Consider the following 20,565-nt stretch of genomic DNA (forward strand, 5'->3'; position numbering starts at 1 on the left):
AAGGATAAGGCCATTATCATGAACTTCACCGATTATAGCGCCGGGTTTTTGCTTGGTTTATCCTTGATTATCGCTATTGGTTCACAAAACGCTTTTGTGCTCAAACAAGGGCTGAAACGCGAGCACATATTTTTCGTCTGCCTATTTTGCGCAGTCAGTGATGCGATTTTAATCTCTGCTGGTGTCGGTGGTTTTGGCGCAGTGACAGCACGTTATCCGCAAGTTGTAGACATTGCCAAAATTGCTGGCGTCATATTTTTGCTGGCTTATGGCATCCAAAGCTTATACGCCAGTGTACGCCTATCGCATGCACTCACCATCGATGGTCAAGTGGTCACCAGCTTAAAAAAAGCACTGTTGTTATGTTTTGGCTTTACTTGGCTTAACCCGCACGTCTATCTAGATACATTGGTGCTCGTCGGCATGGTTTCAACAGGGGCAAATAGCAAAGTCGTATTTGCCGCTGGTGCGGTAAGCGCCTCATTCTTTTTCTTCTTTGCGCTTGGTTATGGTGCGCGACTACTTAGACCCTTATTTGCTAAGCCAAAAGCTTGGAATATACTCGATGCCTTAGTCGGTTTTCTGATGCTGTATTTGGCTTGGCATCTATATCAAAGTTAATGAAGCGTAAGAAATAAACATAGCTTATCAAAACGAAAAAACCAAACACATTAACGTGTTTGGTTTTTTATTACTTTGAAACTAATGACTTCTTATTAGGACGCTTTTTTGCGCTTTTTAGGTTTAACAAAGGTCAAGTTTAAAAAGTGCTCTAGCGAATCATCAAGGATATCTAACCATGGCTCTGGTAGCTCAGGAGATAGCGTTCCAGTTAAAGTAGAACGATAGGCCTTTTCTCGAAAGGTCATGATGTTCTCGGCTTTATCTTTTTGCCATTCTTTTAAAATCTCGCCCTGTTTTTCAACGGCAAATTCTGGATAATCGGTGGCATTGGTCAAATCGCGAATATAAGCGGCTTGAAAGTCGATTGAATCACTGACCGTCACGCATTTGGCATAAGTTGTGAGCCATTTTTGCTCGTCTGCTTCACGCGCTGCCAAATCAGGCAATTCGATATCACCCATTATCACATCACGTGCATACCACGCTTGCGCATCAAACATATTAAAGGTGAAATACTGGTCTTGCATGCCCAAATAAATCAGCTTTGGATTTGGTTGCCAAAAGATACCCTTGTACAAGTTAGCAGGATATAAGCAGTTGTGCGTCTGCAAACGTAGCTCATCTGGCATAAACGGGAAATGAAATAAATAACCGGTACACATGATGATGGCGTCAAACTTTTGGCTCGTGCCATCGGCAAAGTGCGCGACGTCGTCTTCAAAATGCGTCACCAATGGCACTTCTTTTATGCCCTCAGGCCACTCATAACCGAGCGGTTTACTACGATAACTGATGGTCACGAATTTGGTGCCATATTTATAACACTGGGTACCAATATCTTCGGCAGAATAGCTACTACCTACTAGTAAGATATCTTCATCTTTAAATTCTAAGGCATCTCGGAAATCATGCGCGTGCAAGATACGACCTGGAAAGGCTTCTAAACCTTCAAAATACGGCATATTTGGCGTAGAGAAATGACCAGTCGCTACCACCACATAATCAAACTCTTCGACTTCTTGCTCATCGGTTTTATGGTTCATCACCGTCACGGTAAATTTTTGCGTTTCATCATCAAACGACACCCAGCGCACAGGGCATTCAAATCGAATATATTTTTGGATATCTTGTTTATCGATACGCCCCATGATGTAGTCTTTAAGGACTTCACGTGGTGGATACGATGGGATAGGCTCACCAAAATGCTCATCAAACGAATAATCGGCAAACTCTAAGCATTCTTTGGGACCATTTGACCATAAATAGCGGTACATACTGCCGTGAACGGGTTCGCCGTTTCTATCTAAACCCGTACGCCAACTGTAATTCCACATACCGCCGATAGCGTTTTGCTTTTCATAACATACGATTTCAGGTAAATCCTTTACCCCGGCTAAACGAGCCGCTTCAAAGGCACGTAACTGTGCCAAACCACTTGGACCTGCCCCTAAAATTGCCATTCTTTTCTTACTCAAAACTGACTCCTATAATATTGTTGTACCCCTATCATAACATATTTGTATGGACAACTTTTTTAATGCAGACTTTTGGTGATTAATTGGAATTGGTACAAGCATTAGTAAGATATGAAAAAGTTTTACTAGACAACCTTTTAGGATAAATATTAGTATTTTTTAGCAGCTAGGAAGGTTTGTCTACTTTAGGAAGTTTTAGACTTTAGCCTAATAATAAAAAGACCATGTTTTTTTACACGGTCTAAAAAGATACGGATGTATTTTAAAAGAGAAGAGCGTAAAAAAGACAGGTAAGGGCCATTAGAGAAGTAAGTGGCAAACAAGCAAGGTGATAATTACACTAAATCAGGAAATAAAGTACGTAGTCCATTAACGATAATCTCAATAGAAACTGCCGCGAGCAACATACCCATGATACGGCTCATGATATTGAGACCAGTATCGCCCAATAAACGACTAATACGCCCCGCTGCCATTAGCGCCACATAACAAAATAAGCTGATAAATAAACCAGCAATCAAAATGGCAGAGACTTGCAAAATACCAGTGACCTGTGATGAATAAATAATCACCGTCGAGATACCGCCAGGTCCAATCATCATCGGAATGGCAATCGGCACCACCGCTGCAGCCATCGTTGGCGGCGCACCTTGCAAATGGTCAACATCAAAGTTTTCTTGATCGGGCTTAACCGGGTTACCTTCGCCATTCATCATATTTAGGGCGATTAAAAATACCAAGATACCACCTGCCAACTGGAACGAACCAATCGAGATACCCAACGCTTTTAGCAGCGTCTCACCTGCTAAGGTAAAAAAGCTGATGGTGATAAAAATCGTTAGACAAGCGACGCGCGCCACTTTACGGCGGTTATTTAGCGAGTAGCCGTGAGTTGAATCCAAAAATAACGTCAAGGCGCCAAAGGGATTAATCAGTACCATAAAGGCTAAGATTATCTTGATAATTTCAGTATCCACTGAGCGCTCGCTTATCTATTGGTCAAATCAGGCAAAAGATAAGGTCACTATGCATAAGTACAGGTACAGGTACAGGCAAAGACGACCTTATAATCGGTAGCAGCGGCATTGTAGCATAGGCAGATAAGCCTATTAAATCATTAACTTCGCTTAATTTATCGTCCTTACCAATTCAATAGCATATCCGTACAAATCTCCCCTTTTAATCACTTATTTAACCGATACCTATGCCATAAAATTAATCAAAAGCTTTAGCATCGATTTAGACCAACCGTTAATCTTAAGCGCTAAAATCCAGACCAATATCTAGTGCCGTGGTGCTGTGGGTTAAATAACCCATGGCAATGAAATCAACGCCCGTTTTTGCTACTGCTTGCACCGTTTCAGGGGTGATACCGCCTGAGGCTTCGGTTTTGGCGCGACCTTTACACATGGTGACGGCTTTTGATAATACGTCAGGTGCCATATTATCCAAAAGTACCAAACTCACGCCAGCCTCTAAGGCTTGCTCTAACTGCTCTAAAGTATCGACTTCGACTTCTATCGGAATAAGATGCCCGGCAAAATCTTGCGCTTGCTGAATGGCAGTTTTGATGTCACCGGCGATAGCGATATGGTTGTCTTTGATTAAAATTGCATCATCTAAGCCCAAGCGATGATTGCGCCCGCCGCCGCAGCGTACTGCGTATTTTTGCACAATGCGCAAACCAGGTATGGTTTTACGCGTACAAGTGATTTGCGCCGGATAGTCGGCAACGCTGTCGACAATTTTTTTGGTGTCTGTCGCAATCCCACTTAGATGGGTCATAAAGTTAAGCGCAGTACGCTCTGCGGTTAATAAATTTCGCGCGTTACCACGGACAGTCGCTAGTATCGTACCCGCCTCAACCGTTGCACAGTCATTGACTTTGGCAATAAACTCGATTTGCTCGTCAATCAAAGCAAAAGACAAACGCGCCAAATCCATCCCACATATCACGCCCGCTTGCCGCGCCTTAATCTGTAGTTGCGCTCGCATATCAGCAGGAATAGTCGCTTGTGATGTCACATCACCGCGCCTGCCCAAATCTTCCGTTAACGCCGCTTTCACCAAAGGTTTAAGCAATACTTCAGCCAATGCTGGCTCTTGTTTAACTGTCATATTTGACCCTTATTTTTGCCTGATATTTATATGCGTTCGATACACTTAGTAAAACATCTTTAATTAAACTCAAAATGAGCATAAATATAGCGCAAAGTGCAAAGCCTCGCAAGAAAAGGGTGCAAATTAATAAAATTAACCAATATGATTTCGCTTTGATATAAGTATTTAGCGTCAGTATAGGAGGGCTTATGCAGTTGGTGCTATTTACGTTTAGGCAATTTACTATCCATGAGTAAACTTTGTAACTCAATATCATGGCGGAAGCGATAAAGCTTGGCAGGGCGACCGCGCTGAGCGCTACTACTCTGCCCTGTCTCCATGACAAGTTTTTGTGAATCTAGCAAACGACGGAAGTTTTGCTTATGTAAAGGTACGCCTGATAACGCTTCAACGCTTTGTTGCAGCTGCGATAAGGTAAAGACGTCCGGCATCAAACCAAAGATAAGCGGTCGATATTCAATCTTGGCACGCAGTCTTGAGATAGCGGTGGCAATCACGCGGCGATGGTCGTAATACATCGGTACGCCTATTAACTGCAACCAATTTGTAGGCAACTTCATTTGGTAACTTGGCGGATAAGTCGGTGCTTCAGGGATTAACCCTGCTTCATAAAGCATCTCATAACGCAGCAACACATGCTCGGCAACCCATTCTCTATTCTCATAAGCTTTATCAACATTTAATGCCTTGTCCGTATCTTTGAGATTATCAACCCTCAAAGTTTCCTCACTGATTCCCCAGCATAAACCAATACGCTGACGGCGGCGCTGCTGCACGACTGTTTCCGCTGCGCTGTCTGCCCAGCTTAATAACGCCGGCACAATATGATTCATAATCATACTTGGCATACCGTCCAAGTGATTTTCCCATGGGAAATAATCGTACCAATCGCGCCATAATGCTTGGCTTGGCAGCTCTTGCATTTGCGCTTCTTGCACCAATCCTAGGTAGCTCACATAGACAAGCGCATGACCATCGACGTTGCGGCGATTGGTATCGACAAAGGTATAAAGCTGCTCTAAATAACCAAGCGGCTGCTGCGTTTGCTCCTCGACCCATTGACGTACGCCCGCTTGCAAGGAGCGATGTAATGGCATCAATGGCCCGTTGGGCAAGAGCTTGCCTTGGTCAACCGTCAAAACGCGCGCGGTGTGCTCGGTAATCGCTACCAACACGGCGACCACTTCTGTGGTGCCGCTACCTTGTTGATGCGAATGCGAATAAGACAACGTCATGGCTTTAAAGGTTTCCGTTATGTTTAAACGTAAAATGAGCGTTTTTAAAATGAAGTGTTTATAACCACGTCTAGTATAGCGTGAATCGAAAACTATCATAGCCTGCCGTTGTAAATAGACGATATCGGAAGCAATAAAAAAGACAGCGAGCAAGGTAAGTTTTGACGAATTACGTATCATTTTAGAAGCAGGTTATAAAAAATACTTGTATTTATGCTCAAAATGAGCATAATTATTAAAACTTGTTATTTAACCACATTTAACTGACTCACTTTTAGCGGCTATTGGTTTGCCGTTATCGCAGCAAAGGTTTGCACTTATGAAAACTTATCCATACGACGCGCCCATCATGAGCACTGATAATCGCATTGCCAATCAGATGAATATCGAATACGCCAAAGCTAAAATCCCAGCGAATTTGCCACGTGAGAAACGACTTGCCGTTGAAGAAAATATTAAGCAATTGCTAAAAGAACATAATGCAGTATTGGTTGCCCATTACTATGTCGACCCTTTTATACAAGATTTGGCATTAGCAACCGGCGGCTGTGTGGGGGATTCGCTAGAGATGGCGCGCTTTGGACAAGCGCACAGTGCGCAAACCTTGGTCGTCGCTGGTGTGCGCTTTATGGGTGAATCAGCAAAGATACTGAGTATGGAGAAGACGGTACTGATGCCAGATTTGGAGGCTGAATGCTCACTTGATTTGGGCTGCCCTGCTGATGAATTCTCTGCCTTTTGTGATGCCCATCCTGAGCGTACAGTGGTGGTTTATGCCAATACTAGCGCTGCTGTGAAAGCCCGTGCTGATTGGGTCGTAACTTCTTCGGTTGGCATCGATATCGTCCGACATTTGCATGCGAATGGTGAAAAAATTATTTGGGGTCCTGACCGTCACTTGGGTAAATACATCGCGCAAGAGACTGGCGCCGATATGTTGCTTTGGCAAGGGTCTTGCTTGGTCCATAACGAGTTTAAAGCCACTGAGCTGCTGCAATTAAAAGAGGAGCACCCAAACGCCAAAGTATTGGTGCATCCTGAATCGCCTGATAGCGTCGTGGCACTGGCTGATGTGGTCGGCTCGACGAGTAAGCTGTTGCAATCAACGTATGAGATGGATGCTGAGACCTTTGTCGTCGCTACCGACTTAGGCATCTTGCACGAGATGCAAAAGCGCTCGCCACATAAGCGTTTCTTAGCGGCGCCAACGGCTGGTGAAAGCGCCAGTTGCAAAAGCTGTGCTTTTTGTCCATGGATGGCAATGAATGGTCTACGAGGTATTGAACAGTGCTTGAGCAATCGTAGCGGTGAAGTCCTGATGACGCCTGAGCTGGCAGCAGCAGCTAGAAAACCTTTACAACGCATGCTTGATTTTGCCGAAGCGCAAAAACAACGTGTGACTGCGAGCGGTGATATCGTCAAAGACCGCGAATTGTTTGCCAATGTGGGAGCGGCATAATATGAGCGAGGCATGGTTAGCGGATAAGGTGAATACTCATAATTCTACGGATACTATCCAGACAGATGTACTTATCATTGGCGCTGGCCTTGCAGGATTAACCACCGCCCTTGCTTTGCCGAAATCGCTAAACATTACGGTACTCAGCAAAGCGGCACTGGATGTTTGCTCAAGCCATTATGCCCAAGGTGGCATTGCAGCCAGTCTAGATAAGAATGACCGTGTCGCTGACCATATCGCTGACACACTCATTGCAGGCGCAGGTTTATGCGAAGCTGATAATACCAGCAGTATTTTAAGCGCTGGACAGCAAGCGGTGCAATGGCTTTGTGAACAAGGTGTGCCCTTTACCATGATTCCCCAGCAGGAGAGACACCAGCATGATAATACAAACTCTATAGCGACATTACAGACCAGTAATTTGCATTTAACCAAAGAAGGCGGTCATGGCTGTCGGCGGGTCGCCCACGCCGATGATGCAACTGGTCGGCATATTATGGAAGCCTTGATTGTAAAAGCGCAAGCTGCGTCCAATATTACTATCTTGCCCTATCATGAAGCACTAAGCCTGTTAAAAAATAGCGCCAATCCAAATAATCAGTGCCAAGGTGCGCTTGTTTTTGATCATATACATCAACGTAAACTTACCTTTTATAGTCGCGCGGTTGTCTTAGCCAGTGGTGGCTTGGGGCAATTATTTAAGCGTGCCAGCGCGCCGAACGTCTGTGTCGGCGATGGTGTTATGATGGCATGGCAAGCGGGTTGCCGTTTGGCAAATCTAGAGTTTATCCAATTTCATCCAACTGGTTTGGCATTTGGCGATAGTAGCTTTTTGATATCTGAAGCACTACGCGGCGAAGGTGGACGATTATATTGCCCGCAAACTGGTAAGCGTTTTATGCTTGATATTGATGCGCGCGCAGAACTAGCTCCAAGAGATATTGTTGCGCGTTCCATCGCTGAGCAAATCAACGATAACGGTCTAGGCTACGTCAATCTTGATGTCAGTCACTTGCCAGCGGAGTTTTTGCGCGAGCATTTTCCGCAGATTTATAAAACCCTATTCGAACTCGGTATTGATATTACAAAACACACTATCCCCGTTGCGCCGACCGCTCATTATAGTTGTGGTGGTGTGGTCACAGATGCCAATGGCGTAACCGATGTGGTAGGACTTTATGCGGCGGGTGAAGTCGCTTATACAGGTCTGCATGGAGCAAACCGCTTAGCAAGTAACTCATTGTTGGAATGTGTGGTGGTTGGGCGCAATATCGCTGCTGATTTACCGCGTTATTTAGCAGCAATAGGAACGCTAGAAACAACTTTACCTGATTCTGATTTAAATGAATCAATCTATGATACGTGGACAGCGCCAACGCTTAAAAATAGTCAGCGCATTACTTTGCCATCGTCTGTTGAATATGAAAGTAACTGTAATAAAAATGACAATCACAACATCCACGTCAATATAAATGCTGATATCACTGGAATAACCGCAGGATTAAAAGCTTTGATGACGTCTCATATGGGCATTACCCGGGATGCTAAACAATTAGAACAAGCACTTTTGCAAATACAGCAATGGCAACAGCAGCTTAACGGCTATGACTCTAATCAGTTAGATATCGATAATAAAGATAACCCTACTATTCTAAATGAGCTGCCCTACTTTCAGTTAGCCAGACAGTTGCAATTAGCGACCTTAGTTATCGAGTCCGCTTATCAACGACTTGAGAGCCGCGGTGGCCATTACCGAAAAGACTATCCCAACTTAACGAGCACACCTCGGACCAGTGTGATTGAACCATTATCAAAGTTGAAAGAGGGTGGTATCGATTGGTTGGTTCAGCCTATAATCGATGATACAGAGGCTGAATCGGTATATACAGTTGCTAACGCCTAACAGCAATTAAGCGTTGCCACTTCAGCCATAAAAAAAACGGTGGGTTACCGTTCTCTATCGACCTCAAAGTGCTAAAAACATGGCTTCTGACTTACGGTTTGTGATGGTTCTAATGATAGTCGTGAGTTCGGTTTGGGCTATGCTTGCCCTACCTAGCTTGCGTCAGCGCTTACCGAAAATCTACTTGATAGCACGCTCATGGTGGCTCATGTTAGCAGCGCTTTGCGCTTGTTATGTTATCGCTAAGATAACTGATAATAGTCAACACCTACACTCTCGCACATACCCCTATCAGTGGTTGCTGATCGCTTTTTTCTTGTTAATTGGTGTGCGTGGCGGCTACGAGATTAAACGATTATGGCACCTACCTAGTAAAGCTAGGCTTATTAGTAAACTTCAAGCGCGTGGCTTGCAACCAAATACTCAGCCTTTTATCAAAACCCCTTGTGATTCTAAGCGAGCCTATACACGTTTAAAATTCCTAGACTTGCTGTTTAGTTCTGTCTTTATCGCATTGATTATCAGCTTGATTGCCTTACAGCAATTAACGTGGCAGCGCGAACAATATGGCATTTTGTTTTTTGTATTATTCGCCAGCCAATTTAATGATATTGCCCAGTATTTATGCGGACGATTGCTTGGTTACAAAATCTTTAAGCGCGGTCTTGCTCCAACCATCAGCCCGAATAAAAGTATCGAAGGTGCTCTCTTTGGCAGTGTATTAGCAGCGATATTGGCCACACTATTAGGCATCTGGCTCACTTCTTTTAGCTGGTGGATTTGCTTATTGGCCGCCTATGGTTTAGCGGTAAGTGGTATCGCTGGAGATTTATTAGAATCCGCCTTTAAACGTCAGCACGGAGTAAAAGACACGGGTACTATGCTCGCTGGACATGGCGGCGTATTGGATAGAATAGATAGTCTGCTGATAGGTGTGCCATTATTTACCTTGTTTTATTGGCTGCTTGGCTAAGCTGTTATCAAGTGGTTTTATCCAATTTACTACGCAATATCCAGTTAAGCAAAGGCTTAGGTAAATGGTTTAGCGCCCGAATGATATAGCCCATAGAGCGTGGAAATATGGCCAGCTCAATATCTTTATCAATTGCCTGCATAATCTTCTCAACCGCCGTTTGTGTTTTTATTATGAATGGCTTATGGCTAGCATCACCATTATTTAAATCACGTAATGCTTGGGTATCGATATATCCCGAGGCGATGCAGTTTACTTGAATGTGATAAGGCGCAAGTGCTGCACGATAGGCGCTAGCATTGGCAATCATCGCGCGTTTGCTTTTGGCATAAAGACTGGCGTAAGGATAATCCATTGTACCGGCGATAGAAGCAATACAAATTAGACTTAGGCTGCTGTTTTCGTTGAAATCCAACGCACAGCTTTGCCGCCTTAATTGCTCACTTGCCCATCTAAAAACCTGCTCAAACGCTTGCAGATTAATTGCTAGCATTTGATCGCTGTCCGCTTGACTCAGATGGTGAACACGCTCATTAGTGTAACTACCCGCACTATAAATCACTCTTTGAAAACTGATATTTGACAAGCTCTCTAACAAACTTTGTGTTTGCACGTTATCAGTCAAATCACAGCAATAAGTAATAATGTTAGGATGCTGACTATTGGTATTATCTATCTTCTCCATACTATGACCAACCACGCTCACTTGCCAGCCAAGCGCCTGATGATGCAGCGCCAGTGCCAAACCAAGTCCACTCGTACCGCCGAAAACGATGATATGCGACGACTTATGAGCTGAAGTAGATTGTGTAAGGTCTTTCATTTGCGAACTCATAGCCCGTGCTGTTGTATATAGTCAGTGGTACGCTGATAGCCATACTGCCATTGCGCCTGCATTTGCTGCACAAAGCCATCATAGTCACTGTGAATCAGCTCAACGGTCATTTGTCTGATGTTAAAACGCTTTTGTACATGCTGCCTTGCCAACTGCTGAGCATTATCTGCAAAAGGTAACCAATGTAGTTGATTCACTCGAGGACTGGTTTCAACAGAATCAGCGCGTGGCAGCGTTTCTGTTGAATCAAAACCCTGCACCTGTGCCAAACGCTCGTTGGGGTCAAAACCAAAAACACGTTGAATGGCTGGTGCGGCAAGCCATGAATCATAACCCGCCTTGGTTTCTGCAAATACGCTATGACCCAATTGACACGCCAGCTCAATGGGTGTGAGATTAATCACTCCGCCTAAACACCAACCAAGGGCTGCGATATGCGTCGGTGGTAGGTAATACATATCTGCCATAGAAGCACGAATCGCAGGGGCAAAATCCCATTTGGTCAGCGTTCTGACAGACTGAGTTATACGTCCATTAGCAAATGTATGAGCCGGTGAATTCAGTTTTTCTGCAATGAGATCTAATACTGCCAATCGCGGCGGGGCAAATAATAATTCTTGTAGCCTAAAATCATTGTGAACAGAATTACTAGCAGTAGTCCCTTGATTAGCTGTTGGATACAGGCGGCTGGCGATAATGGCTATCTCTGGCGCGGTAGGATTAAAAAAATTATTATTGTGCTTGAGAGAAAAACCAGACAACTCGTCAAGCCATTGTTCCTCATTATCGACTCGAAATATCGCTAGCTGCTGTAATTCATCTAAAATCCGCTCATAGTTATCTGCTTGCTGCTGTCTTTGTCCGTTAGCTTTTTGTTTTGTGAGTCGCCAGCGCTTGAAAGCCTGAGTCATGCAACGTATTTTTAATCGCTTACTTGCTTCGGCTGGCGCGACATGTCTGATGGCAGTAATGACACGATACAACTCACGGCTGCACATGAGCTCCTGCAAATCCTTGGGATCGGGCGCTAAATTAACCAAATAAGCCGATAGACTACCACCGCAGGTGCCAACAATCATATCCGGCGTCAAATCATGAGCCACCAATGCTGCATAGCTACCTAAATAATAGCCAAAACGTGAACCGCCCCCTGAAAAAAGCTGTACACGCTCATAGGGTTTGGCATGCGTATTATTCATGATTGGTTGAGGCGACTTTAATTGCCAATGACACGGTAAAAATACCAAAGCGATCAATACGCATCGCTATTTTTTGAAAGCCAGCATTCTCAACCAACTGATCCATCTCTGCTTGTGAACGACAACGCATCACCCAACTGCTGCCACGATGATTGTTTAAGGTTTTACTGATAAATTCTTGTTCAGGATGCCAAGGCTGATTGGTATAAAGCAAATAACCACCAGATTTTAAACTATCGTAAATGCCTGCCAAAGCCGTCGTTGGTAGCATATTGTCAGAAAACAATTCAAAAACACCAGAGGCAATGGCGATATCGAACTTTGTTTCATCGGCACTGCCAGTCTCTTTCTGCTCATTAACATAACTGGCAGGGTCAAAGGCATCTTTTTGACAGGCAATCACGCGATCAGTAATTTCTAGCTGCTGCGCTTTCGACTGTAACGCTTGAATATTATGCTGCTCATAATCACGTAGCTCAGCATGCAAGTCTGCAAATTCTGTCAACAAATCAAACGCATAAAAGCCATACCCACTAGCAATATCTAGCAATCTTGGTTGGTATGACTTAGCACTATTTTGGTTCTTATTTTCAATATCTGCTAAAGCTTGACGTGTTAGCTCTAATATATGCTCACGGCGGATACGAATCCCTTGCCAACCGATATTATTGAGATAAAATTTATCGACTGCCTGTCCAAATTTATTCTGACCACTCGGCTGATTGTAATAGACATGATCGAGCGAATGACCCGAATCAAAGCCATGCGCAAGCCCTGTGGCAATGGCATCGCTGACATGACCAAATTTTTGCATGGCAAATCGGGTAATGGCAAAGCTTGGGTTAAAAGGTTTAATCGCTAAGCGATCAACCTTATCCTTACTGGCACTGTTTAGATGAGCGGCGCTCAAATCCGATGCTTTAACGTCCGTACTGAATACCTGCTCAGCGAACTCGATACAATCAGCGAAGACGTCTGCTTTATTGGTTTCATGAAAGATCGCATGATAGCTGTCTGGATATAATTGCCAACGCTTAGTAGTCGTATTAATCGCGTCATAAAAATCGCGTTCAGCCTGCTTATCGACCACATAATCCTTGCCTGCGCACAATACAAACGTCGGTACGGTAATGGCACCAGCATCATCGAGCAAGCGTTGACCCGTCGCATGAGTATCAATGAGCAAGTCAGTCGAGATGCTATTGGAGATAAGCGGGTCGGCATTGTAGGCGTGCTGTGCGTCTTTATCATGGGTCAGCACTTGCGCTTTGACGTAGCTACTCACGCGTGACATCAGTCCAAGCGCGCGAGCCACCTTTAACGACGGTATGGCAAAGGGTAGATACAAACGAATCTTCAATGCAGGTGTACCCAAAATCATCCCGCGGATATTGGGCGCGTAATCATGTACCCATGCTGCCGCGAGTACCGCACCGATACTACTGGCGATGAGTAAAGTATCGTCAATGGCAATGCCAGTTTGAGCAACGACCAATTGCACAAAGTCGTTTAAATCGCGCTCTAGCTCGGTGACGCTCTCGGCATGGTCTTTGATACCGCCTGAGCGCCCATTACCGCGTGCATCCCAAGCAAATACCTGATAGCCAGCCGCAGCAAACTGCTGTCCTAACTCTTCCAATCGTCCTGAATGCTCATGACCACGATGTAACAGAATGACTTGGCGCTGTTGTGTGTGTTGCTGACTGATTTGTTTTATAGCCTCTAGAGGCATCGTCAGCCAGTAACGATAATATATTGCCGTGCCATCATAAGCGTTATAACTACTTTCACCATGAATAGTTTTGGGTGAGAACTGCTTTGATGAAGGTTGCTTTGATGAGAGTTTCTTTGATGACGTCTTTTGGGATGGGTCTTTATGATTACTATCGTTAAGCAGATTTATTTTATTTTCTGCACTATTAGAGGTCGCTGACATAATATTGGATTCCAAAAGAAAAGCATTAGTAGAAGAATGAGGTAAAGCGTTATGAGCGATGAAACCATCAATGACGCTAGGAGAAAATTCAGCATGGTTGGAAATGTTTGAATGATGACAAGTATTTAAGGCACTCAGTGTTGATTTAGGCACTGGCGGTTTACGCATTACGTATAAATTCACCATATAACGCAAGCGATTGAGGCAAGTTTTTAAGAGCATTGCTTCTGTCAGTAGGCACAGCTGCCCTATTCTTATAGGTGATAGCGATAACGGTACTTTGACACCAACCAAGATGCCAAGCACACCCAGCAAAAAAGCACGGTCACTTTTGCCTAATGGCCCATGGTTGGCTCGAGTACCTAGCGCTGTATTACTGGCTATGCCCAGTAGCTCGGTACCAATACTAAAACCAATCAAACCGACAATATGGCGCTGACTGTGAGATAGGTTTTCTGCGATATTTATCAGCCCAACGGGCGTTTCTTGATTATCAATATGCGGCAACAGACTGGCCAATAATGCTGTATCGGCAACAATATCGCCCAATTCATTAAGCACTGCACCAAGTTTGGATGCCTGCCCGTGCTCACGCGCCATCATACCATCAATAGCATTGAGCGCCATACGCACAAACAATGATGACGGCATTAACAGCCATAGCGCTTGATTTCTGGCTGCGGGCTTAGCTATCACATAGGCCGTTCCCACACTCAACAATACTGCTGAAACCGTCACTTGGTTGGCGGTAACACCTTGCCCAGCTAGAGTATCGCTTATAGGACGCAATTGATCTTGGAATTGAGACTTGAGTTGATATAGCGACATAATACGTGCCAAAACGTTTGATGCCTTCAATGTAGCAACAAAAGTTTGTCAGGTAAAGAATAACCAGCCACTTAGAGGTCATTTACTACTCAAACAACCGTCATATTTTGCGATGAATATGATGTGCTGATAGCCGTATTTACGAGCTAATATGATACAATCCCCAGCTTCTGAGAAATGCCCTCCCAAAAACGCCTTGTTTAAAAATGACGAGTCTGCCGACATGCAAAGCCTGATTACCCTTGTTTTGGTATTAATGCCAATGTTTATTGGCTTTGCCATTCCCTCAAACCCAACCATGACTAAGCTTGCCGATAAAGGCTTGTCTTATTTGGTCTTTATTATCCTCACCTTGATTGGTATTGAGCTGTCGCAAGTGGAAGGGCTTGGCAGTCAAATAGGTGAAATTGCGCTATATGTCACTATATTGTCGATACTAACGATTGGCACCGGCTTATTTGCCTTGATGCTGTTTGACCGTCTGCGTCCATGGCATGCCAAAAAACCTAGCGTCAAATCTAAAGAGCACCGCGTTAGTATACGCGGCAGCTTGGCACAAGTATTTTGCGTGGCGATTGGTATGGTGATTGGCTATTTTTTGCCAGCCGATTATATGCCACCTGAAAACACCATGACCGCAATGCTGATGGTATTAATTTTACTGGTTGGTATTGGCTTGAAAGGCTCGGGAATTACCCTTAAAGAAGTACTACTCAATAAACGTGGTGTCGAGATGAGTATCATCTTTACACTAGCAGTTCTGGTTGGCGGACTTGTTTTCGCGCTGATGTTTACCGATGTATCATGGACGAAAGGCTTGGCACTGGCATCAGGGTTTGGTTGGTATTCGCTATCAGCGATTATCATGACCGATGCTTATGGCGCCGTTTGGGGCAGTGTGGCGCTATTTAACGACTTAATACGTGAGTTCTTTGCGCTATTATTTATCCCCGTCTTTATGCGCAAATATCCATCAGCAGCGGTCGGTCTTGGCGGCGCGACCAGTTTAGACTTTACCCTGCCTATTATTCAACAATCTGGCGGGTTAAAAGTCGTACCACTGGCGATTAGTTTTGGTTTTATTATTAATATTGTCTCGCCAGTGCTGATGGTACTGTTTTCGGCGTTGGGGTAAGGTTAAGTTTTAAAGGTTGATGAAAATCAGTCGTTATTATTCAAAGAGCTCACAGTGCTTGGCGTACTTACCATAACTCTCTGTATAACTCGCGTATTTTAGATTCGATAAATTTTTGACTTGTCTACTTGCCTTAAGAACGACTCTTCTGTTTTTGGATTCCATCTGTTCAGGATCATCATAACTCAGATCTATATTGGTAGAAGGATACCGATCTAAGCAGTCATAAGTAGTAATACGGTCAGATTCGATATGATGCTCGGTTATAAGTCTGTTTTTAATAGTAAGTGCACGTTGGCGTGATAAGTTGTCATTGGTCTTTGATAATGCAAGCTCATTCGATGACAAATGCCCAAAGATAAAAACATTAGCATCTGGATATTCGTTAAGCTTTTCTTCAATTTTTGCAAACTCTTTATCATATGTATTAATTAATCGACTACTCAGCGGTGCAAAAAATCCTCGTAATTCCATCTCCAGTGCCTCACCTCCCTCAATTATTATTTCACAGCCTTTAGCATCAACTACTACGTTAGGTGGCGTGTCAGGGCACTCGTCTATATCATCAAGCACTCCATCGCCGTCTGAATCCAAAATTGCCGGAACGACGGGCGCTACGATAGGCGATTGCTGATCAGCCGTTACCGATTGCAGCGCAGTTTGACAAGCTGATAACGTAAAAACACTGCTAAAAATACTAATGGCTAAATACGCTTTTGATGTCATGGTAAGGTCCTTCTTAATGATTACTTTGTCCTTTTAATAAAAACTACTTTTTTTATTTATCAGGTTCAGTCGCAAGCGCATAAACTCGCCGATTAAGCATATTGCCTTCTTCAGTATCGGATGGCGCAATCGGTCTATTTGCCCCATACTCAATCGTAGTGATGCGGTCAGGAGCGAAGTTAAACTTTGAAATTAAATAGTTTTTAACATTATCAGCTCGAGCTTGCGCTAACGGACTGGGATTGTTTAAATCGGCGCTATCAACCTCCGTTCTTGAATTATGACCTTCAACCCATAGGATAGCGCCTTTGTACTCCTGCATTTTCATACCGACCTTATCCAGTTCATCTTGGTACTTTGGCAAAAGCTTACTACTGTCTTTGTCAAAAAAAGCACGATATTCCATTCTTAGACCTACCCCTATAGGCGCTAAAGGACAGCCTCTTTCATCGATGACTACATTCCACGGCGTAGCAGGACACTGGTCGATGTCATCAGGAACGCCATCACCGTCGCTATCTACATTAACCACAACCGTTGGCATGTTGATAGTTTGACTTGTTTGCTTAGACAGGTCAGCAGTTTGACAACCTGTCAGTGCTAAAACGCCTGTCATCATCAGCGTTATTGTCCGTAATTTCACGTTCATACTTTACTCTTCCTTAAGTCTAGAACGCTAAACCCCACTCGCCTGCTTAGCAAACAGACGCATCAATGGTTTAATTTTGCTGACGCGATACATACCTTCATTACGAATTTGTTGAATCGGACGCATCTGCGCAAGGGAACCTGCAAACAGCCAATTAAGCGCCGAAAAGCTGTGCATCATCAGACTATTATGCGGACGGCGCAGACGCTCATAGCTACGCAAGGTTTGGTTCGTACCCCACAGCTTATTGCCACTGCGCGCATAGTCATGGGTCAGTTGCTCACTTAATGCCTTTACATCGAGCATGCCCAAATTCAATCCCTGACCTGCCAGCGGATGCACACCATGTGCGGCGTCCCCAATTAAGACTAGATTATCGGCGACATAGCTTTTTGCTTGCTGCGCGGCCAACGGAAAGCTGGCGATGGATTCAATCTCGCGGATAGCACCCAGCTCATAATTACTGGCAGCAGCCAATTTATCAGCGATATAGCGCGGCGTTTCTTCCAACAATGCCAGTGCTTGATTGCGGGGCAATGTCCATACAATCGACTGCCAATGCTCTGGATTGGCTTTATCTTCATCAGAAATATCAGCTAACGGCAACAATGCCAACGTACCAGTTGGTAGCATGGCTTGACGGGCGGTTGCTCGGTGCGGCTTGTCAGTTTGAATGGCACAGCAAATCGCGGTTTGGTTATAATCAAGCACATCGAGCTCAATTGCTGCCTGCTTACGCACAAACGAGCCGCGACCGTCAGCACCCACCAATAAACGTGCGTCAATCACCGTGCCGTCATCTAGCGTCACACGGTAACCTTGCGCGCTACCAAGCCAGTCCATATCGACAACCTTCTGCCCATCGATAACGGTTAAATATTGACTGACATCAGATGCAGATAAACGCTGCCATAATGCGTATTCGATAACGGCGGGCTCAACCATACTACCGAGCATTTTTGGCTCAGAGTTTTGATTGCTGTTATTGCCGTCATTACTATTATTAGCATCATCACTATCGCCGAACAATAACTCACCGCGACCGTTTAACTGCCACACCTGCATTTGGGTATAATCGGCTTTACGCTCTGATGCCGCTATCTTTTGCCAAGCGCCCACGTCTTTTAGCAAACCAATACTGGCAAGGCTTAAAGCATAAACGCGCGCATCCCGCTTGCCAAGCACCTTTTGCCAATCTGCCTCGCTACGTTGCGGGCGGGCATCGATAAGCGTCACTGGCATCTCAGCTTGTGCCAGTTTTAGCGCAAGGGTTGCACCGACGATACCGCCGCCGATAATGAGCGTATGGTTATTTTTCATAAAACATCCTTTGTCGCGTTATTCATGCTATCCGCTCATATTTATGTGGTTTAGCAGCAGCTGAAATGTTGGATTTTATTTGCTTAATAACTTACCAGTATGTTGAACTAAGATTTTAAGCCCATCGCATAGTTGGCAATCAATGGCTTAATGTTTGGCAGTTTATCAAAGGCAACCAAAGCCACGTTACGTGCCAGTTTCACCGCTGGATTAGGATGAGTAAAGCCATGTACTACTGCATCACAAAAGCGAATGACGCGTTTTTGATCGGTTTGACGGGCTTTTTCATAGTGTTTAAGCAAAGTTGGATCGCCGATATCTTCACCTTTGAGCACCTGCCGATTCATCATTTGCGCCAGTACATGCGCATCACGCATACATAGATTAAACCCTTGTCCAGCGACCGGATGTAAGGTGTGAGCCGCGTTACCCATGATGACGCAGCGACCATCGACTTGTTTGTCTGCCAAAACCCGTGTCAATGGATAAGCGCCGCGGCGACCGGCTTTTTTAAACGTGCCAGCGCGCGTGCCAAAGGCTTGCTGCAAGGTTGCCAAGAAATGCGCATCATCTTCTAAATATTGCGTTTCTTCACCCGTTGGACAAACCCAAACTACCGAGCGTCGATAGCCTTTTTGGTACTCATCATTGCCGTCGCCTTCTGGATCGGTCAATGGCAACACTGCAAGCGGACCTGCCGGACTAAAACGCTCGATAGCAATATGTTGATGTGGCTGATCGGTCTCTACCACCCCAACGATAGCGGTTTGTTTATAATCATAAGTCGTAGTGCCGATATTTAACAATTGACGCACGGTAGAGTCGCGACCATCACAGGCAACCAAAACACTGGCCTGCAACTGCTGCTCATGCTCTTCTTCACCGTAATAGCTAAAGCTTAACGTCACGCCATCGTTTTGTTGGCTAACGGCTATCACATTGGCATTATCAATCAGCGTAATCAGCGGCTCCTGCTGGGCAGCCAATAACAACTTACGCCCAAGCCACGCGTTTTCCATCACTTGCCCAAATGACTCGACTTGCTCCTCAGCTTTATTTAATTGTGCGCGCCCAAAGCTACCTTGCTCGCTAATTTTTACCGCATCAATGCGACAAGCATGACTTTGTAGCTCATCCCATAGCCCAATCTCTTGATAAATCTGTACCGTACGCCGTGACAGTGCGGTATTTCGACTGTCTAAATAATGCGTGCGTTTAGCGTCGTCATTTGGACTGATGGTTGGATAGCTGTTTTTCTCTAGCAGAGTGCTAGCGATACCATGATGAGCAAGCAACAACGCAAACGACAAACCGACATGGCCGCCGCCGGCGATAAGGACTTGCTGCTCAGTCATAGCCGCTTTATTAGCCTGTTCAGATTTAGCAGGATTGATTTTTGATAAATTTGCTTCAGTATGTTGCATGGTTATTATTCCTATTATGACCCATTTAGCACGCGTTTAGACGCGATGACTTTACATTCAAAAAATATTATTTTTCTAAAAAATATCTTGTTCTTCTACCTTTACAAACTTAGCTTTTACACCGCCATTATCTAAGCTCTAGATTACCACAAATCATTCATCATTCTGTGCTCCTGACCATAACCATAGTGGCTATTTAGTTTTGTTGCCGTTTTCGCTCTAAGGTGTATCATCTACAGTTGCAATCACCATACAAAAACAAAGCCCTGCCCGCCTGTAAATGACTTGAATTTTAAATTCTATCTAAAAGCGAAAGAGGACTCTACCCGACATTAGGGTGGAGGTGAATTTCGCCTAGGGCGTGTCCCTAATTGGCAAAAAAGTATATATCTTCTAAAATAAAGCATACACTTTATAAAATAAGAGGTATATAAGAAAGATGGCCAGACAAGCATTGACCGATAATCTCTGGGAACAGCTACAAGTGACTATGGCACAACATGGTTGCTACCGAAAAGATAAGAATCGTGACGTGATGGAAGCCATTCTTTGGAAACTACGTACAGGTGCGCCTTGGCGTGACATACCTGAAGAATTATGCCCATGGAAAACCGCTTACAACCGTTTCAATCGATGGTCAAAAACGGGTTTGTGGGAGAAATTTTTTTTAGCCTACGAAAAGAAGTTGATACGGAATGGGTATTCATCGACGGAAGTTATATA

Annotated in this window: 16 protein-coding genes and 1 pseudogene; 6 read left to right on the top strand and 11 right to left on the bottom strand. The window is 44.5% G+C overall.

Going from position 1 to position 20,565, the window contains the following annotated elements; translation table 11 throughout:
* Positions 1–18: 18 nt before the first annotated feature.
* The gene (locus JFC07_RS10000; RefSeq protein WP_198328968.1) at positions 19–621 is read left to right on the top strand and encodes a LysE/ArgO family amino acid transporter; all 603 of its coding nucleotides are present in this window, start codon (positions 19–21) and stop codon (positions 619–621) included.
* Between the two features lie 95 nt (positions 622–716).
* Here JFC07_RS10000 and JFC07_RS10005 read toward each other — a convergent pair whose 3' ends face one another.
* The 4 genes from JFC07_RS10005 to JFC07_RS10020 all read right to left on the bottom strand — a co-directional run bounded on the left by JFC07_RS10005 (position 717) and on the right by JFC07_RS10020 (position 5,455).
* Positions 717–2,099 (bottom strand): trimethylamine monooxygenase, encoded by a 1,383-nt coding sequence (locus tag JFC07_RS10005; RefSeq protein ID WP_313782847.1) that lies wholly within the window; start codon positions 2,097–2,099, stop codon positions 717–719.
* A gap of 335 nt (positions 2,100–2,434) precedes the next feature.
* Positions 2,435–3,076: a MarC family protein gene (locus tag JFC07_RS10010; RefSeq protein WP_144297246.1), complete on the bottom strand. Its 642-nt coding sequence runs from the start codon at positions 3,074–3,076 to the stop codon at positions 2,435–2,437.
* A 280-nt stretch (positions 3,077–3,356) separates the two neighbouring features.
* Entirely contained in the window at positions 3,357–4,217 is an 861-nt protein-coding gene (gene nadC / locus JFC07_RS10015; RefSeq protein ID WP_198328969.1) for a carboxylating nicotinate-nucleotide diphosphorylase, read from the bottom strand.
* 203 nt (positions 4,218–4,420) lie between these two features.
* Positions 4,421–5,455, bottom strand: coding sequence for an NUDIX hydrolase (locus tag JFC07_RS10020; RefSeq protein WP_198328970.1), 1,035 nt, complete (start codon positions 5,453–5,455; stop codon positions 4,421–4,423).
* Positions 5,456–5,774: 319 nt separating this feature from the next.
* On the opposite strand from JFC07_RS10020, the gene nadA reads away from it, so the two are divergent.
* From nadA to JFC07_RS10035, 3 genes are all read left to right on the top strand, one after another.
* The gene (gene nadA, locus JFC07_RS10025) at positions 5,775–6,914 is read left to right on the top strand and encodes a quinolinate synthase NadA (protein ID WP_198328971.1); all 1,140 of its coding nucleotides are present in this window, start codon (positions 5,775–5,777) and stop codon (positions 6,912–6,914) included.
* Between the two features lies 1 nt (position 6,915).
* Positions 6,916–8,817, top strand: a complete 1,902-nt coding sequence (gene nadB, locus JFC07_RS10030; RefSeq protein ID WP_226928905.1) for an L-aspartate oxidase — start codon at positions 6,916–6,918, stop codon at positions 8,815–8,817.
* Between the two features lie 112 nt (positions 8,818–8,929).
* Positions 8,930–9,790 carry a phosphatidate cytidylyltransferase gene (locus JFC07_RS10035; protein WP_227697973.1) on the top strand — a complete coding sequence of 287 codons (861 nt, stop codon included), beginning with the start codon at positions 8,930–8,932 and terminating at the stop codon, positions 9,788–9,790.
* Positions 9,791–9,797: 7 nt separating this feature from the next.
* On the opposite strand, the gene JFC07_RS10040 is transcribed toward JFC07_RS10035, so the two are convergent.
* From JFC07_RS10040 to JFC07_RS10050, 3 genes are read right to left on the bottom strand one after another with little or no spacing between them, the layout of a single operon-like run.
* Positions 9,798–10,613, bottom strand: coding sequence for an SDR family NAD(P)-dependent oxidoreductase (locus JFC07_RS10040; protein ID WP_191692448.1), 816 nt, complete (start codon positions 10,611–10,613; stop codon positions 9,798–9,800).
* A gap of 8 nt (positions 10,614–10,621) precedes the next feature.
* Positions 10,622–11,824 (bottom strand): patatin-like phospholipase family protein, encoded by a 1,203-nt coding sequence (locus JFC07_RS10045; protein WP_198328973.1) that lies wholly within the window; start codon positions 11,822–11,824, stop codon positions 10,622–10,624.
* On the bottom strand, positions 11,817–14,588 hold the full coding sequence (locus JFC07_RS10050) for an alpha/beta fold hydrolase (RefSeq protein WP_102077263.1): 2,772 nt from the start codon (positions 14,586–14,588) through the stop codon (positions 11,817–11,819). The genes JFC07_RS10045 and JFC07_RS10050 overlap by 8 nt, the downstream gene beginning before the upstream one ends.
* Before the next feature lie 223 nt (positions 14,589–14,811).
* Here JFC07_RS10050 and JFC07_RS10055 point away from each other — a divergent pair, with 223 nt between their 5' ends.
* A complete protein-coding gene (locus JFC07_RS10055; protein WP_102077272.1) occupies positions 14,812–15,723 on the top strand; it encodes a LysO family transporter in 912 nt (303 codons plus the stop codon).
* Between the two features lie 36 nt (positions 15,724–15,759).
* On the opposite strand, the gene JFC07_RS10060 is transcribed toward JFC07_RS10055, so the two are convergent.
* From JFC07_RS10060 to JFC07_RS10075, 4 genes are all read right to left on the bottom strand, one after another.
* Positions 15,760–16,449: an OmpA family protein gene (locus tag JFC07_RS10060; RefSeq protein ID WP_102077262.1), complete on the bottom strand. Its 690-nt coding sequence runs from the start codon at positions 16,447–16,449 to the stop codon at positions 15,760–15,762.
* Positions 16,450–16,501: 52 nt separating this feature from the next.
* Positions 16,502–17,098, bottom strand: a complete 597-nt coding sequence (locus tag JFC07_RS10065; protein ID WP_102077261.1) for an OmpA family protein — start codon at positions 17,096–17,098, stop codon at positions 16,502–16,504.
* Positions 17,099–17,125: 27 nt separating this feature from the next.
* Positions 17,126–18,418: an FAD-dependent monooxygenase gene (locus JFC07_RS10070; protein WP_102077260.1), complete on the bottom strand. Its 1,293-nt coding sequence runs from the start codon at positions 18,416–18,418 to the stop codon at positions 17,126–17,128.
* Between the two features lie 107 nt (positions 18,419–18,525).
* On the bottom strand, positions 18,526–19,773 hold the full coding sequence (locus JFC07_RS10075) for an FAD-dependent monooxygenase (protein WP_180952561.1): 1,248 nt from the start codon (positions 19,771–19,773) through the stop codon (positions 18,526–18,528).
* A 508-nt stretch (positions 19,774–20,281) separates the two neighbouring features.
* Here JFC07_RS10075 and JFC07_RS10080 point away from each other — a divergent pair.
* Positions 20,282–20,565 (top strand): annotated as a pseudogene (locus JFC07_RS10080) (transposase); the annotation flags it as partial.

Origin of the sequence: Psychrobacter faecalis, from assembly GCF_016107575.1 — a bacterium.
In the GTDB taxonomy this organism is placed as follows: domain Bacteria; phylum Pseudomonadota; class Gammaproteobacteria; order Pseudomonadales; family Moraxellaceae; genus Psychrobacter; species Psychrobacter faecalis.

Excerpts from the sequence above, each read along its gene's own strand:
- JFC07_RS10070 (WP_102077260.1), bottom strand. The coding sequence starts at position 18,418 with ATGAAAAATAACCATACGCTCATTATCGGCGGCGGTATCGTCGGTGCA.
- JFC07_RS10050 (WP_102077263.1), bottom strand. The coding sequence starts at position 14,588 with ATGTCGCTATATCAACTCAAGTCTCAATTCCAAGATCAATTGCGTCCT.
- JFC07_RS10020 (WP_198328970.1), bottom strand. The coding sequence starts at position 5,455 with ATGACGTTGTCTTATTCGCATTCGCATCAACAAGGTAGCGGCACCACA.
- JFC07_RS10000 (WP_198328968.1), top strand. The coding sequence starts at position 19 with ATGAACTTCACCGATTATAGCGCCGGGTTTTTGCTTGGTTTATCCTTG.
- JFC07_RS10075 (WP_180952561.1), bottom strand. The coding sequence starts at position 19,773 with ATGACTGAGCAGCAAGTCCTTATCGCCGGCGGCGGCCATGTCGGTTTG.
- JFC07_RS10055 (WP_102077272.1), top strand. The coding sequence starts at position 14,812 with ATGCAAAGCCTGATTACCCTTGTTTTGGTATTAATGCCAATGTTTATT.
- JFC07_RS10065 (WP_102077261.1), bottom strand. The coding sequence starts at position 17,098 with ATGAACGTGAAATTACGGACAATAACGCTGATGATGACAGGCGTTTTA.
- nadC (WP_198328969.1), bottom strand. The coding sequence starts at position 4,217 with ATGACAGTTAAACAAGAGCCAGCATTGGCTGAAGTATTGCTTAAACCT.
- nadB (WP_226928905.1), top strand. The coding sequence starts at position 6,916 with ATGAGCGAGGCATGGTTAGCGGATAAGGTGAATACTCATAATTCTACG.
- JFC07_RS10040 (WP_191692448.1), bottom strand. The coding sequence starts at position 10,613 with ATGAAAGACCTTACACAATCTACTTCAGCTCATAAGTCGTCGCATATC.
- JFC07_RS10045 (WP_198328973.1), bottom strand. The coding sequence starts at position 11,824 with ATGAATAATACGCATGCCAAACCCTATGAGCGTGTACAGCTTTTTTCA.
- nadA (WP_198328971.1), top strand. The coding sequence starts at position 5,775 with ATGAAAACTTATCCATACGACGCGCCCATCATGAGCACTGATAATCGC.
- JFC07_RS10035 (WP_227697973.1), top strand. The coding sequence starts at position 8,930 with ATGATAGTCGTGAGTTCGGTTTGGGCTATGCTTGCCCTACCTAGCTTG.
- JFC07_RS10060 (WP_102077262.1), bottom strand. The coding sequence starts at position 16,449 with ATGACATCAAAAGCGTATTTAGCCATTAGTATTTTTAGCAGTGTTTTT.